Here is a 14,398-nt window from a genome sequence, read left to right on the forward strand (position 1 = left end):
ATTAGCATTTTAATAATACTGTTTTTTAGAGGGTAAACACAATGACGACGATAAAAGTATGGGATGGGTTTATACGGTGTTTTCATTGGCTGTTAGTCATTAGTATTGCTGTTTTATATTTTAGTGTAGAAGAAGGCATGATTGAGCTGCATTTTGTTGCTGGGTTCTTTATTTTAGCGCTCATTGTTACGCGAATAGTATGGGGGATTGTGGGTAGTAGAACAGCAAAATTAAGTGGCTTGTTTCACTCACCTAAGGCTGTGTTACAGGGGCTTAAAAAACCGATTGACACCATTGGACACTCTGCTCCTGGCAGCTATATGGTTCTTGCTTTTTTTACGCTTATATTAACGCAATTAATTACCGGGTTGATGAGTAGCGACGGTATTTTAACTGACGGCCCGCTTGTTGAATATGTATCGAGTGATACGGTCGATTTTGCTAATTGGCTGCATCACCTCAATTTTGACATATTGCTGTATGCAATAGGCTTGCATATAGCGGCAATTGTTGTGTACAAGATTAAAGGTAAGCCTTTAGTAAAAGCAATGATTACTGGAGAAAAAGCATCAAAATCAAACAGTGTACAAAGCTCCGTAACTAAGTCGCCTTGGCTCGCGTGGGCTATATTTGCAGGCTTACTAATTGTACTCGCATTTACTTGGGGGCAAGAGCCTTTGCAGTACTTATTTGGATAAATTTAGCTTTTAAAGTGGTCCTTAATTACTGGTTGTAGAACTCGGTTACATTCTTTTGTTTGATTGTTGGGGAGTGGGTACTTATAATTAGCACTTCCTTGGCAAGTTAATGGTTTGCAGTATTACTTGTTATTGGTGCTTGTTGTTTATTCATAATGAATAAACTATGTCACTCTTAAGGTGTAGCCGTGTTTATGCATACGTCGTTGGCCTGCGGGGAATGGTCAACAATTGGTTGCTTAAATCATCATACTCAATTATTTATTGGTGATGTGGTGAAAGTAACTTTTTATGACATGCAAGGAGAGCTAATTAGCTTATCGTTTGATTTTAAAATTACTTCATTTGAACAAGGGGAGCCTCACGCTTGGCCGCGTTTGATAGCAGAATACATTAATGTTCACATTCCTTTGGTTAGTGCAGGAAAAATGACTGAACACGGTTTAGTAGTCGCTTATCGGAATAATAAAATCTTTGCATTGCAAAGTAGCGGTATATGCAAAGCGCATATTGATTTTCATTGTATTGCAAAATGCGACGATCGTGACGTGAGTACTCAACGCTTGTATGAGTATGTTTACCCTGAGCATAGTGAACGCTATAACGCAGGTACTAAGGTGTTACAGCCTAAAGATGGTTGCATATATCAATGTAGGCCTTGGCCTTTTAACGAGTTTTGTCGAAAAGCAAAGGATAAACAGTCAATATTTGAACCAGGGATAGGTAAAAGTTGGGCTATGGCTTGGCTGCAATTATAAATTAGTTAATTACATGTTTCTTCCCATAGGTATTACAGGTTTAGGAATAAATCGGTTGCCTTTAAGCCCACTCAACTATTGAGTGGGCTTTTTTATTTTTATGATAAACTGCGAGCATTATTACTTCTTTAATTTGGTTTATTTGTGCCTAGTTCAGACTACTCTTTACGCTTGTTGCCTCATTTCCCTGTTGCTGAAAAGCAGCCCCACACATTAACTACACATAATAAAAAAAGAACCGACCATTACTATTGGATGCGTGATGATGAGCGCAAAAATGAAAAAGTACTCGCACATTTACAAGCCGAAAATAACTATTGCGATGAGCAATTAGCATGTATTAAACCCTTGCAAAATACCTTATTCGAAGAGTTAAAAGCGCGTATTGTAAAAGACGACAATTCCGTGCCCGTCAAAGATGGAAAATACTGGTATCACTCTGAAGTGCGCGGTGACGATGAATATGCGCGTCATTATCGTAGCACAAGTATTAAAGCTGAAAATAAAGCCCTTTTGCTAGATGTAAACGAACTTGCACAAGATTTTGAATTTTTTGACCTTGGGGAAGTTGCATTAAGCCCTAATGAGCAGCTTATGGCATATTCACAAGATACTGAGGGTCGCCGTATTTATAACGTTCGTTTTAAAAATATATCAACAGGTGAAATGCTCACTGATGAGCTTGAAAATACAGAAGGGCAAGTTGTTTGGGCAAACGACAATAAAACCGTTTTTTATGTTAAAAAAGATCTGCAAACTTTATTAGGGTACCAAGTATTTAGGCATGAGCTGGGAAGTGCGCAAAGCCAAGACGTGTTGGTGTATGAAGAGCAAGACAGCAGCTTTTTTATGGGACTGGGTAAAAGCCGAGATGAAGCGCTAATTATAATTGATTTGGCGTCTACTGAGTCCAACGACACATGGGTGCTTGATGCCAATAATCCGCAAGGTCAATTTAGCGCACTCATGCAAAGAGAAGAGGGCCATGAGTTTGATATCGATAAGTTAGGTGACACATTTTATATTGTCACGAACTGGCAAGCTAAAAACTTTAGATTGATGACTGCAACCGAGCAGACCATTGCAGATAAAACTCAGTGGCAAGAGCATACAGCCCACAGGGAACATGTATTACTTGAAGGCGTTGAGCTTTTTAATGATTTTTTAGTCCTCAGCGAACGAGAGCAAGGACAAGCACGTTTTGTTGTAGTAAATAAAGAAGGCAAGCGTATGGCGCTTGAGTTTGACGATCCTTGCTATTACGCTGCTGTTGCAATGAACCCAGAGCCCAATGTTAAAACGGCGCGCATTTATTACTCAAGCTTAACCACTCCAGGTTCTTTGTACGATGTTGACCTTATAACGGGTGAAAAAACATTGCTTAAACAGCAAAAGGTATTAGGTGACTTTAAAGCCACAGATTATAAGTCTGAGCGGCTGATGATTACTTCGCGTGATGGCGTCAAAATACCTGCTTCTGTTGTATACCGAAAAGATAGTTTTAAAAAAGATGGCACCAACCCATTGTTTCAATATGGGTATGGGGCTTATGGTTACACCATTGATCCGAGCTTCTCTAGCACGTCGCTCAGCTTACTTGACCGTGGTTTTGTTTATGTCATTGCACATGTGCGTGGTTCCGAAATGCTAGGCCGCAATTGGTATGAGCAAGGTAAAAAAACACATAAACAAAATAGTTTTAGTGATTTTATCGACGTAACAAAAGCGCTGGTTGAACAAAAATACTGTGATAGCAGCAAAGTATTTGCATCCGGTGGTAGTGCGGGTGGCTTGCTTATGGGGGCGGTGCTGAATCAAGCTCCACAGTTATATTGTGGTGTAGGGTGTCATGTGCCATTTTTAGATGTACTCACCACTATGTTGGACGAGAGTATTCCACTGACCACCAATGAGTACGATGAATGGGGAAACCCAAACGATCCACAGTTTTATAATGTAATAGATGCGTATTCGCCTTATGACAATATAAGCGCACAAAATTATCCTAATATATTAGTCACTACCGGCCTACATGACTCGCAAGTGCAGTACTGGGAGCCCATGAAGTGGGTTGCTAAAATGCGAGAATACAAAACAGATAATAATATATTGGTATTTAAAACCGATATGGACGCAGGTCACGGCGGCGCATCTGGACGCTTTAAAAGCTTGGAAGAAAAAGCACTTGAAATGGCATTTTTTATTGCGTTGGTTAAATGATACATTTTGTTAAATAAACAAAAAAGCCTCAGTGGTAGCTGAGGCTTTCAAAATCAGAATAACGTTTAGCTTAATCCAAATAAGCTTTTAGCATCCAAACTAGTTTTTCTTGTTCAGAGATGTAGTCTCCCATTAATGATGCTGTACCTTCATCGCCTGCATCACCCGCTTGGTTTAAAATCTCACGTTGCTTTTTAATTAATGTACTGTAGCCCGCTAATATATTTTCTACGGCTGTAACACCATCACTTATGCCTTTTGCTTCTTTTATTTCACTTACTTCAAGGTAATCTGAAAATGCATGTAGCGGCGCGCCATCGAGCGTTAAAATACGCTCTGCAATCTCGTCAACTTTCAAAAGTAACAGGTTATAAATTTCTTCAAACTTAACGTGTAATTCAAAAAAGTTACGGCCTTTGATGTTCCAGTGAAAACCACGAGCATTCATATACTGTATTTGGTAGCTACTCAGTAGAGTATTAAGTGATTTTACAATGTCGTCGCTTTTTGCGCTGTTTAAACCAATTGCATTTACTTGTGACATAACTTGCTCCTTAAAAACCGTTTGTTTGCTAACTTGAGTAAAGTATTACTTTTTTAGTTAGATTAGTGAAACTGTTTATATCTATAGAGTTAATAGTTAAAACCTATTAAATGACTGGTACATAAGTTTTGTTTGCTCTATACAGACATGGGGTCTAATTATTAAAATTCACCTCAATTTTTTAAGGTGGTTTGTTGCGTAAAATATGATCTCAAACAAGCTTAGAAGGTGTTATTAAATTTGTTAATTTATTTTTTGATTTAGGTCAAAAATCACTCTTTTTGAAAGCGCATAATAATGATGCTGAATTAATTAGGAGAGTGAACATGTACGCAAAAACAGGCAAACAAAATAAAGCAGAGTTAATTGTGGTATGTATTGCGCTGGTGGCATTTGTGCTTGGTTTAGTAGCTCATCTAGCGGGTGCAAGTATCGCTAACTCAGACGTGTTTGGTTATATAGCTGCGCCAATTCCGTTGGTGCTCGGGGTTATTGTTATACTAAGTTATAAAATAGCTGAGGCAGCAGAAGATTAACTGCCTTCGCCTAAACACTTTAAAATATAATCGACCACTTCACGTGAGTAAATCATACTGGTATGGCTTAAGTGAAACACTTTGTGTTCTGCCATACCTTTTAGTTTAGTTTCATCAAGAAGAACCGTGCCGTCTGACTTGCTACCCTTTACAATAAGAGGCATTAAGCCGATTGGTAGGTCGCCAGCAATACTATAAAGCTTTGCTTTAAATGGCCAGTTACCATTTTGTGTGAGTAAAAACTCAACGCTATTTTTTAAAAAAGCTTCAAACCCTTTTTGTTTCATTTTTTGTGCAATGTGACTGCCTTGATGCGGAGTACCAAGCGTCACTACTTTTGTAACGAATTGGCTCGCGCTTGAGTTAGCTTCTAAGTAAGCTCTAGCTACTAACCCACCCATAGAGTGGCATACTAAAGCTGTTGGTTCGTTACCAATAAACTCATCTATTTGTGTAAAAATAGCATCACGATTTGGGTCAAGAGTATTGTATGTAAGGTTTAACACGTTAACGCCTGAGCTCTCTAACCTAGAGCATAGGGGGCGCATAACAAAGCCAGACATATACAAGCCATGTAAAACAATAACGTGTTTAACTTTCATATAACCCCTAAAGCAACAGCAATTACATTAATTGCTGTGGTTTTATCTCAATATTTGTATTATCAGTGTTAACCCATACCTCACCATCTTGAATGGTGACTGTAAGCTGTATGTTGCGATCAACTAGGTCTGCAAGTGCCTGTGTTGCTGCATAGTCTAAACTAAAAATACTTAAATTTTTAAATTCGTACAATTTGGGTTGGTGTTTTTGCCACCATATAGCTTGGTTGTTCTCACCGTAGGTATAAAGCACAACTTTTTTAGATTTATTGCAGGCTTTTTTAAGGCGCTTTTCGTCAGGTAAGCCAAGCTCAATCCAAAGCTCCACTTCTTCACTGTAATTAACGTGCCAAAGCTCTGGCTCGTCATCAGCACTTAACCCTTTAGTAAACTCTAAACCATCACAATAGTTAAGTGCAAACGCGAGCAGGCGAATCATTAACCGCTGGTCAGTTTCCGATGGATGCTGAGCCAGAGTTAAGTTTGTATCTTGATAAACATGGCGATCCATATCGCTAAGCGATAATTGTGCCTTCATAATGGTTGATTTAAGAGCCATAACAACTAATCTAAAAATATTTTCGCCAGTATAGCGCAATTAAATGAATTGCCAGTTAAAATAGCGTCTAAATATACGTTAGGAGTTAAAAATGGCTATCCAGTGGTTCCCTGGGCGCTTGCATTAACTTCCATCAGCATACGCAGAAAGAGTTTTTCTCAATTTAAATCAGTGGGTTACCGTTATTTTATTCCGCCACATTCCGCATGGTGATTACTAAATCCGAACCGCTCAGTACCCCAGCCAGTACCCCCAGTTATAAAATTGCTATATACTCATGTTATTAATTGAATATATGGGTTATGCGAAATATGCGTTTAACTGATCGCAAGATAAAATCAATAGTGGCTACAGGTAAAGAACAAAGCTTCTCAGATGGTAATTGTTTAGTATTGCGCGTTAGGGCGAATGGCACTAAATCTTGGCGGTTTAAATATACAGTTAATAAAAAAGTGACCAAAATTTCTTTAGGTGCTTATCCAGCTGTTACTCTTGCTGAAGCCAGAAGTGTGGCAGTAAACTATATGCAGCTTTTAGCTAAAGGTATTGATCCTAAAGAATACGAAAGTACCAAGAAGCTTGAAGCAAGTAGAAAGCTAGCTAATACATTTTATGCTGCTGCAGAGCTTTGGTTTGAACGCAAACAGCCTACTGTGACGCCTCATCACGCAGCTAGGGAATGGCGAACACTTGAGATGTATATTTTCCCCAAGTTGAAAGACACGCCTTTAGAAAGCATTACAGCGATTGATACCATTGAAATTCTCAGGCCACTTGAGGCTGACGCTAAGCACTCCACAATTAAGCGTATTTGCCAAAGCTTAAACCAGATCATGGATTACTCGGTAAATCATGGCTTTATCAATGCCAATCCACTAGCAAAAATTATAAAAGTATTTACTAAAAACACGGTTGAGCACATGGCTACAATAAGGCCTGAAGAGCTACCTGATTTTTTAACGGCTGTGAATAACTCTCAAACCATTCAGGACAAAACCAAGCTTTTAATTTTGTGGCAGTTGCACACAATGACTCGTTCAAAGGAAGCCGCAGGCACTAAGTGGGCAGACATTAATGTTGAAGAGGCTGTTTGGGTGATTCCTGCTGAAGAAATGAAGCGTAGAAGGGCTCACAGAGTGCCTTTAACGCCTGCTACCTTGGCAATACTTGAACAAATGAAACCATTGAGCGGTCACCATGAATATGTATTCCCGAGTGAGCGTAATGAAAAGGGCCATGCAAGCACTTATACGGTCAATGCCGCGATTAAACGCAGTTTGGGTTACAAAGATAAGCTGGTGGCTCATGGCTTGCGCTCAGTTGCATCTACAGCTCTTCATGAGGAAGGTTACGACAGCCTTTTGGTCGAAGCCTGCCTAGCCCACGCAGATGAAAACGAAACAAGAGCGGCATATAACCGCTCTGATTATTTAGAGCAACGCAGGCCAATAATGGCTTGGTGGAGTGATCTGATTGAGCAGGCTAATTCAAAGTAATAGGAGCTAATCAAGCATTGTTTTAACTAGTTCATTGAGGGCTTTTTTTTCAGTGGTATTTTGATCTTTAGCGTAGTTGGTTAGCTTTTTTTGGTTTGCTTTGGTTAAGCCTAACGGGCTACTACTTTTTTGACGAAACATTTTCTGTTTATGTGCGTTGTATAATGATGTGTTTAGTTCAGCTGTTGTTGGGAGCTTATCCTCATATTTGTTAATAAAACGACCAACTTTATTGCTGGAACCTATTATAGGGCTTGTTGTTTTAAATTTTTGATATTTAAAGTCTACTTCAGGCCAGTTGCGAATATGTACTTCACCTTTACGCTTGAGGCTAACCATAAAGAGATATTTTAGTCTGGATCGAAAAATATATGATGGCTCAATAGTTTCGTATGGGTAATAGGTATCGGTGTAAATGATACAAGGCATATATGCATCATTGATGGACTTGAATTCATTAAGCTCAACTAGTTCAATGTCTGACGGTTTGAAGAGGTCCATAGTGTTGGGGGTGGCGTTTTCTGTTTCATTACTATTTTTAGTTATAGTTTCATTACCATAATAGTTTAAATCGATTTGAACATCCAAACTTTTAGTTGTAATGATATGATCGAATATTGGGACTTTAATTGCTTCTATAAATCCCCCTTTTAAGTGCTTCCAATTACTTATCAAGGCAATAACAGACCAATAAATTGTCTCATTATCAATTGGTTTAATGAATTGGAAAGCTATTTTTTCCTCTGCCGCCTCATCTATTTTTTCTGTTAGATAACGCCAAATCCAGCTACATGTTTCTTCATCTTTTATATCTAACCAGGGAAGTAGGCTTTTACCTGTTACAAACTGTGAATAGTCTCGTTTCATCGTCAGTAAATAGTCTTGTTTAACTCCTTCATTGCAAAGTGAGGCATCAAAAATTCTAATGATTAGAGGGTAAATCTCTTTAACGTTACAAGCAAAATCTCGAAAGTACTTATTTGGGGGGGCGTAGTAATAGCGTTTAGGAGGGTTAAATTTCAAGTAAAAAAATACCCAGCATAACTGTTTTGGCTCACTATCTGACAGCCAATTGAAACTCTCAATAGGTAGAATATTTGCAAAGTAACTCTTCATTAACTTTCTCAATTCATACTTGAGACGCCACCCTGTTTCATTAATGGATTCATTTTCCCAACACTGAATAATATAGCGAGCTTCTTTAATGTTTTTAGGAAGTTGATTTACCTGAAACAACTCAGTGTGATGAATATATTTAACTAACCACAAGAGCGATCTTTCATCATTTTTGAATGTGTCTAGCCATGACATTTTTGTAATTCCTTATTAAGTGAAGTTCATTTATAGCATAACTAAAGCATAATTTATAAGTGATTTATTCATAAAAAATCAAACTATATATAGTAAAAAATACGTAACTAAGATGCTTTGTATGAGCACGTTTTTACTGGGGTTAGCTGTTTTTTGGTGTTTATTTTCTTAGTTTTTATTTTATGATCTATCGCATGCTAGTTTTGAAAAAGCAAATATTAAGCTTTGTAGGCAGATGAATTGATCCCGCATCGGTACTACTTTTCTCTTTTTTCTTTCTGTTAAATTCAACTCAACAGCGTATGGTTTTTTGATTCATACCACACAAATCTGATGGGTTGTTTTTCTGTATAGGTAATATATACACGGCACTATCTCTCCAACATATTAAGGAATAATGGATAAATAATTACTAAGGAGACACCTCTTATGTGACTAATTAAATTAAGAGGAAATTATGAATAAACGTCATCCAGTTAATAGGAACTTAGTGATAAACAAAGTAGGGTTCTATAAAAATATTCCTGTATGGAATAAAGGAGACTTGATACAAAATTATTTAATATCTATTGAGCAGGTTCTAACTCAAAGCCTGAATGAACATCCTAGAACTTTGGCTATTAGATTTGATTTAAGATTTCCAGTTAGCTTTGGGATTATTGATCAAATCGCAAGTTTACAAACATCGCATATATCGAGCTTTTTTAAGAATCTTGATCTAGAAATAAAGCGTGACATTAAAGATAAAATTAAAAGAAACGGTAATGCTCACCATAGTAGTTTGAGATACATATGGGTTAAAGAGCAAGATAGCTCTTGCATGCCTCATTATCATGTTGCGATTTTTCTGAATAAAGACACTTATTATGGTTTAGGTAATTATCAAGGTAATGGTGATAATATGGCTTCTCGTATAATAAGGGCCTGGGCCAAGTCTATAGGGATTGAAACCTATGATGCAGGTAAGTGTGTAGAATTTCCTGATAATCATACATATAGGCTTAATAGGAACAGTGAAAACTTTGCAGAGGATTTTGAACAGCTATTCTTTAGAGTTAGTTATTTTGCAAAAGTTGATACAAAAGCTTTTGGTAGTAAAGATAATTACTTTGGTTGCAGCAGAAGGTAATCAACTTCCCATTAAGCTACTTAAAAGTGTTTTGAGACCTTCAACTAGCTAAATAAGCTCAAATCCTTAGTATATAAGGGCTGGCAAGTTCCCAAAATACCATTATGAGAACCTAAAAAATAAACGGTGTTATTACATCTTAAAAGAGTGCTCATATAGAGCACTCGTATTTAACTAATCAAACAAACTAGCAATGCCAGCAACGACTCCACCAGCTATCGCCAAAGGGACTGTAACAGGCGCAGAGGCAACACCAGCACCAATTACTATTGCACCAGATGTAAGCGCTCCAGCGGCTGCACCGGAGCCTATAGCCACAGCTGTTCTGCTTACGCTAGAATCACTACTGCCAGTTATCTGTTTAGATAACTCATTACCAACCAAGCCGCATGAAACGGCTTTATCTAAAGACATAATGCCTTCCTTTTAGTTAAGTAAAACAAGCGCCAGAATGACGCTACAAGGGGTTATAGCTCTAGTTCTTCAAAGTCTTTGTCTATTTCCTCCTGTGTTATGCCTATATAACGAAGTGTTGTTGCTTCGGAGCTATGGCGAAGCATTTTCATTACTCGGGCGATGTCGTGGGTTTTCTGATACAAGTGATAACCGCGTGTTTTACGCATTGAGTGAGTACCTAAATGAATGTTTAGTTCTTCACCAACTAGCGCAAATGCTTTTGTAACCGCTCTACGAGATAGCGGTTTAGGCTTTGAGTTAATTGCTTGTTGATTTCGGTATGATTGAAATAAGTAGATGTGGTGTGGATGAGTAAGTTTAATTTCGTTGATTAAGGTAAGCGCCTTATCATTTAGCTTTATTTCAGCTAATTTCGAGGTCTTTGACTCATAAATAATCAACCTATCGTTATTTATGTCAGTGAACTTTACTGCAAGTAAGTCAGATATTCTAAGCGCGAGATTTAAGCCAATGTTCCATATTTGGCTCATTTGCCTTGAGCAGCGCTTTTCTAGTAAATAGCTAACGAGCCTTACTGTATCAAGATCTTTAACCGCTTGTACTTCAGCCATAAAAACCTCCAGTTACTCAGTAGTAACCGTTACCTGATAACAACCTGTGTTGTAGTACTCAACAAAGTTTGAAATAAACAAGGCTAACAACTCTTTACCTTCCTTAGCGTTCAACCAACCAGCTAGAAAGTGATAAACTTGCTTCATGCTGAAGCACACATCAATTTCTTTTATCAGCTCAGGGGTATGGCGACCCTGATATGAAAAGTCAGTAATATAAACAAGCTGCCAGCTGGTGGCCTGCTTTTCTAACCTAACCTCTACAGGGTGAAAGCCTCCACCTTCAGGACTGTAATCTGGATCTCTAAAGTTTATAGTAACCGCCTTAGCCACTCCTACATAATCACCTCCATTAGTAACTGCACTTATAATTACACCAATAAAAGATTCAGGCACTTTTAAGCCTGATACTTGCTCTATTTGTAACGCCATATTTAACTCCTTTTAAATTAATCCATGTTCAGCAAATGAATACGTGCTCTCGCCAATGATGATGTGATCAAGCACTGATACATCAATTAGGTTAAGTGCCTGTTGAAGTTTGGTAGTAATAAGCTTGTCTGCTTGAGATGGGGTAGTAACGCCGGAAGGGTGGTTATGCGCCAGGATAACGGATGCAGCATTAAGCTCCAGCACCTCTTTAACGACTTCTCTAGGGTAAACACTAGCTGCGTTAATAGTGCCTCTAAATAACTCTTTAAACTCCAGTATGCGGTTCTGGCTATCTAAAAACAGTACGGCAAATACTTCATGTTCATGTATCGCGAGTTTATGTTTTAAGTACTCTTCGCAATCATTAGGGCTATTTAAAACGCCATCTCTAAACTGCTTCTTAGCGATTATGTATGCAGCGGCTTCTAGGATTTGCTCGTCATTTACTGGGTGTTTAAATTCATATAACGACTGTTGACCTTGCATTGTAAATTCCTCTTAAGTGGTTCATGCAAGTTAGTGATGTATATGTGTAAGTTTTTTGTTTGAAGAGCATAAAAAAATACTGACCCCGGAAAGGTTATGTACTAATAACCAACCGGAGAAACTCCATGCGTTTAATCAAATTAAAAGAAGTTATACAAAAAACATCATTAGGCCATTCAAGCATTTATAAATTTATTGCAGAAGGCACATTCCCAAAGCAAGTATCGCTAGGCGCTAAATCAGTAGCTTGGTTAGAATCTGAAGTAGATGATTGGATCATGGATAGATTAGGAGAAAGAGGTTAATTGTTTTTACTTTGTAAGGTAATAAGAGCTATCTATTTAGATAGCTCTTGAAGAGCAGTTGCTACGGTGTGTATTCTGTTTCATGGCATTTAGGGCAAGGTGGCAAAGTATCATCATGATCGTCAAGTGTTACAGTGTTGCCGCAATTATCACATTGGTAAGTGCCAGTACCTGGTTTTTCCCCTGTTGTAGACATTTTTATATCCTCTGTAAGTTTACCTAAAAAGCTACTTCTATTATTGAATTGGTGATTCAATAAAACTCAGTTTTATAGTGAATGTATTAATTGAAAGGTTTTATTAAACTTAGTAATAAGACATCCATCTGTAAAGGTATTAAAGGTAATTTATAGTCTTAAAATCGTAAGCGATAAATTGGCTACTTATTTAACAACGAGGAAAAGATATGAACTCTTTTTTTAATGATTTAGAAAAGCAGCTCTCAGGTATGGATGGCGGGAATATTAGTGCACCTTTATGGCTTTCAGGGCTTGAATGGGGTGGCGCAGATGAGAAGGTTACCTCAGAAATAACACGGCCAACCCACGAAGTACATGGTTATTGCGTTCCTTACTTATCTAGTGGGTGGAAAGCTGAAAACCTGAATTTTTATAAATGGCAATTCGACCAAAAAATAGCAAAAATCCTTTGTAAGGCCTTTGAATTTCAAGATGGTTATAAAAATTACATGAAAGATCACTACTGTAATTTTGATTCGAATGAGTTTAAGTTAAATTTGTTCCCCCTCCCTTGCAAGAATATGAACACTTGGTCAGAGGAGCATATCGAATTAACGAAAACCAAGATCAAATATCACTATCAAACACACTGTTCTGTTTCACGGTTTAAATTATTTAATGACTTAGTTAAAGAGTTTGAGCCAAAGGTTATAGTTTGCTTTGGGCAAAAATATCTTGAAGAGTACAAAATGGCATTTTGGAGCTGCAACGATAATAGAATTGATTACACGGAAGTGCTTGAATCGGTTGGGGTTAAAAATACGCTGAAAATTCTTAAAGCCAATGGTTTACCAATATTGGTAATCGCGCCTTTCTTAGGGCGTAACTTAGTTGCTAATGTTGAGCTAGATAAAGTGGGAGAAATAATAAAAACATATCTTTAATACAGTTCAGCTATAAGCTACTTTTTCTCTTTGTTAGATAGCTTTATAAAATATCAAAAGTGTATGTGATCAATTCAGACTCTGGTAGGATGATTCATAAAACGTAAGGATTACAAGTATATGAATTATAATATTGAAAACATTCTACTAGCTTTGCTTGCTGGTGAGCCAGTATCAAATGCTGAGCATGTCGTGTTAAAGGATGCTTTAAAACCAGTATTTTTTGGTAAAGGTTTTATGACATGGGCCCGAAATGAAAAAAGGGATGAAATTAAAGAAAATATAATAAGTGAAGGTAACAGCTTAGTTTATAGCGTGAAGAATGACGCGAATGCTTTAATTGATTCATTTGCAAGTATGGCGAGTGAGTTAAACCAAGGAGGGCAACTAAACTTATTCTACGATCTCTACAAAATCTTTCCTAAGTTTCAGGGCGATGCTCTTAAAGGCAATGAAGCTAAGCTCTTGACCATAATCAAAGATGCACTTCAATCAGAAGATAAAGATGCGAAAGCAAGAGCTACTATGCTAATTGCTTTATATGCTGAATCTAGTAACTCTCAATCTAGAAAGTCTTCTGCAGGCAACGCAGCTGAGCAAGCTATAGAGTTACTAATGCGTTCAATAGGCTTAGTTAAAGGTGAAACTTACGGAACACAGTTTATTTATCAAGGCTCTAATACCGATTTCGTAATTCCATATGCGGAAAGTGGCGATATCAATAGTGTTTCAGCATTTATTGCTGTCCAAGTTAGCACTAATGATAGAGCCCGATTAAGCTCAAGTGAATTGCACCGAGGTGCTAAGAGATATTTGTGTTCACTCAATGGTTGTAATGCATCAAGTAAAAGCACGAAAGACATTGGTGATGATTTAGCCGCTGGTTATTTAGATAATGAAACACATTATGTTGTCATTGAACGTGAGCGACTAGCAGCAATAGAAGATGCTGAAAGAAGGCTGGAGAAAGCAGAAGGCACTCCAAGAGCTGTAAATGCTAAAAGGCGTTTAAAATGGCTAAAAGCTTATGCAATTAACTATGAAGAATTTGCCTGTCAAATTAAACAATTAGCAAATGAATAACTCCCTCTCCTTAATTATTAAATCAGTTATATAAACAATTAGCTTATATTTATACCCTGGACTTAGCTTCAGGGTTGCGTTAAACTGTT

The 14,398-nt window shown here is 37.6% G+C and carries 18 protein-coding genes; 9 read left to right on the forward strand and 9 right to left on the reverse strand.

What is annotated here, in order from left to right; all coding sequences use genetic code 11:
• Positions 1-41 precede the first annotated feature (41 nt).
• The 3 genes from R0J88_RS14305 (at position 42) to R0J88_RS14315 (ending at position 3,676) form a co-directional block, all read left to right on the forward strand.
• Positions 42-698 carry a cytochrome b/b6 domain-containing protein gene (locus R0J88_RS14305; protein WP_410900224.1) on the forward strand — a complete coding sequence of 219 codons (657 nt, stop codon included), beginning with the start codon at positions 42-44 and terminating at the stop codon, positions 696-698.
• Positions 699-892: 194 nt separating this feature from the next.
• Entirely contained in the window at positions 893-1,456 is a 564-nt protein-coding gene (locus tag R0J88_RS14310) for a chitin-binding protein (protein WP_243532208.1), read from the forward strand.
• A gap of 144 nt (positions 1,457-1,600) precedes the next feature.
• Positions 1,601-3,676 carry a S9 family peptidase gene (locus R0J88_RS14315; protein WP_410900225.1) on the forward strand — a complete coding sequence of 692 codons (2,076 nt, stop codon included), beginning with the start codon at positions 1,601-1,603 and terminating at the stop codon, positions 3,674-3,676.
• Between the two features lie 70 nt (positions 3,677-3,746).
• Here R0J88_RS14315 and R0J88_RS14320 read toward each other — a convergent pair whose 3' ends face one another.
• Positions 3,747-4,220: a Dps family protein gene (locus tag R0J88_RS14320; RefSeq protein WP_010558088.1), complete on the reverse strand. Its 474-nt coding sequence runs from the start codon at positions 4,218-4,220 to the stop codon at positions 3,747-3,749.
• Between the two features lie 326 nt (positions 4,221-4,546).
• Here R0J88_RS14320 and R0J88_RS14325 point away from each other — a divergent pair, with 326 nt between their 5' ends.
• A complete protein-coding gene (locus R0J88_RS14325; RefSeq protein ID WP_008128335.1) occupies positions 4,547-4,756 on the forward strand; it encodes a hypothetical protein in 210 nt (69 codons plus the stop codon).
• Here the strand turns inward: R0J88_RS14325 and R0J88_RS14330 are convergent.
• Positions 4,753-5,358 carry an alpha/beta hydrolase gene (locus tag R0J88_RS14330; protein WP_010558086.1) on the reverse strand — a complete coding sequence of 202 codons (606 nt, stop codon included), beginning with the start codon at positions 5,356-5,358 and terminating at the stop codon, positions 4,753-4,755. The two genes, R0J88_RS14325 and R0J88_RS14330, sit on opposite strands and share 4 nt — an antisense overlap.
• Before the next feature lie 22 nt (positions 5,359-5,380).
• A complete protein-coding gene (locus R0J88_RS14335; protein WP_058430311.1) occupies positions 5,381-5,917 on the reverse strand; it encodes a YaeQ family protein in 537 nt (178 codons plus the stop codon).
• Between the two features lie 311 nt (positions 5,918-6,228).
• Between R0J88_RS14335 and R0J88_RS14340 the strand changes: the two genes are divergently transcribed.
• Positions 6,229-7,413 carry a tyrosine-type recombinase/integrase gene (locus R0J88_RS14340; protein ID WP_248474547.1) on the forward strand — a complete coding sequence of 395 codons (1,185 nt, stop codon included), beginning with the start codon at positions 6,229-6,231 and terminating at the stop codon, positions 7,411-7,413.
• A 6-nt stretch (positions 7,414-7,419) separates the two neighbouring features.
• Here the strand turns inward: R0J88_RS14340 and R0J88_RS14345 are convergent, their stop codons facing one another.
• A complete protein-coding gene (locus R0J88_RS14345; RefSeq protein ID WP_248474546.1) occupies positions 7,420-8,724 on the reverse strand; it encodes a hypothetical protein in 1,305 nt (434 codons plus the stop codon).
• Positions 8,725-9,181: 457 nt separating this feature from the next.
• On the opposite strand from R0J88_RS14345, the gene R0J88_RS14350 reads away from it, so the two are divergent.
• Entirely contained in the window at positions 9,182-9,853 is a 672-nt protein-coding gene (locus R0J88_RS14350) for an inovirus Gp2 family protein (RefSeq protein WP_182760924.1), read from the forward strand.
• Positions 9,854-10,027: 174 nt separating this feature from the next.
• Here the strand turns inward: R0J88_RS14350 and R0J88_RS14355 are convergent, their stop codons facing one another.
• From R0J88_RS14355 to radC, 4 genes are read right to left on the reverse strand one after another with little or no spacing between them, the layout of a single operon-like run.
• Entirely contained in the window at positions 10,028-10,267 is a 240-nt protein-coding gene (locus R0J88_RS14355) for a hypothetical protein (protein WP_410900226.1), read from the reverse strand.
• Positions 10,268-10,320: 53 nt separating this feature from the next.
• Positions 10,321-10,881: a tyrosine-type recombinase/integrase gene (locus tag R0J88_RS14360; protein ID WP_197176839.1), complete on the reverse strand. Its 561-nt coding sequence runs from the start codon at positions 10,879-10,881 to the stop codon at positions 10,321-10,323.
• A 12-nt stretch (positions 10,882-10,893) separates the two neighbouring features.
• Positions 10,894-11,313 (reverse strand): DUF2787 domain-containing protein, encoded by a 420-nt coding sequence (locus R0J88_RS14365; RefSeq protein WP_410900227.1) that lies wholly within the window; start codon positions 11,311-11,313, stop codon positions 10,894-10,896.
• A gap of 12 nt (positions 11,314-11,325) precedes the next feature.
• Positions 11,326-11,799, reverse strand: a complete 474-nt coding sequence (radC, locus tag R0J88_RS14370) for a RadC family protein (RefSeq protein WP_024595466.1) — start codon at positions 11,797-11,799, stop codon at positions 11,326-11,328.
• Positions 11,800-11,924: 125 nt separating this feature from the next.
• On the opposite strand from radC, the gene R0J88_RS14375 reads away from it, so the two are divergent.
• Entirely contained in the window at positions 11,925-12,104 is a 180-nt protein-coding gene (locus tag R0J88_RS14375) for an AlpA family transcriptional regulator (RefSeq protein WP_248474541.1), read from the forward strand.
• Between the two features lie 61 nt (positions 12,105-12,165).
• Here the strand turns inward: R0J88_RS14375 and R0J88_RS14380 are convergent, their stop codons facing one another.
• Positions 12,166-12,300, reverse strand: a complete 135-nt coding sequence (locus tag R0J88_RS14380; protein ID WP_138561435.1) for a zinc ribbon-containing protein — start codon at positions 12,298-12,300, stop codon at positions 12,166-12,168.
• Between the two features lie 209 nt (positions 12,301-12,509).
• Here R0J88_RS14380 and R0J88_RS14385 point away from each other — a divergent pair, with 209 nt between their 5' ends.
• Both R0J88_RS14385 and R0J88_RS14390 read left to right on the forward strand, forming a co-directional pair.
• Positions 12,510-13,226 (forward strand): hypothetical protein, encoded by a 717-nt coding sequence (locus tag R0J88_RS14385; protein WP_248474540.1) that lies wholly within the window; start codon positions 12,510-12,512, stop codon positions 13,224-13,226.
• 120 nt (positions 13,227-13,346) lie between these two features.
• Complete coding sequence (locus R0J88_RS14390) at positions 13,347-14,309, forward strand: hypothetical protein (protein ID WP_248474539.1); 963 nt, start codon at positions 13,347-13,349, stop codon at positions 14,307-14,309.
• Positions 14,310-14,398 lie beyond the last annotated feature (89 nt).

The sequence above is a fragment of the Pseudoalteromonas sp. SIMBA_162 genome, assembly GCF_046535955.1.
In the GTDB taxonomy this organism is placed as follows: Bacteria; Pseudomonadota; Gammaproteobacteria; order Enterobacterales; family Alteromonadaceae; genus Pseudoalteromonas; species Pseudoalteromonas marina.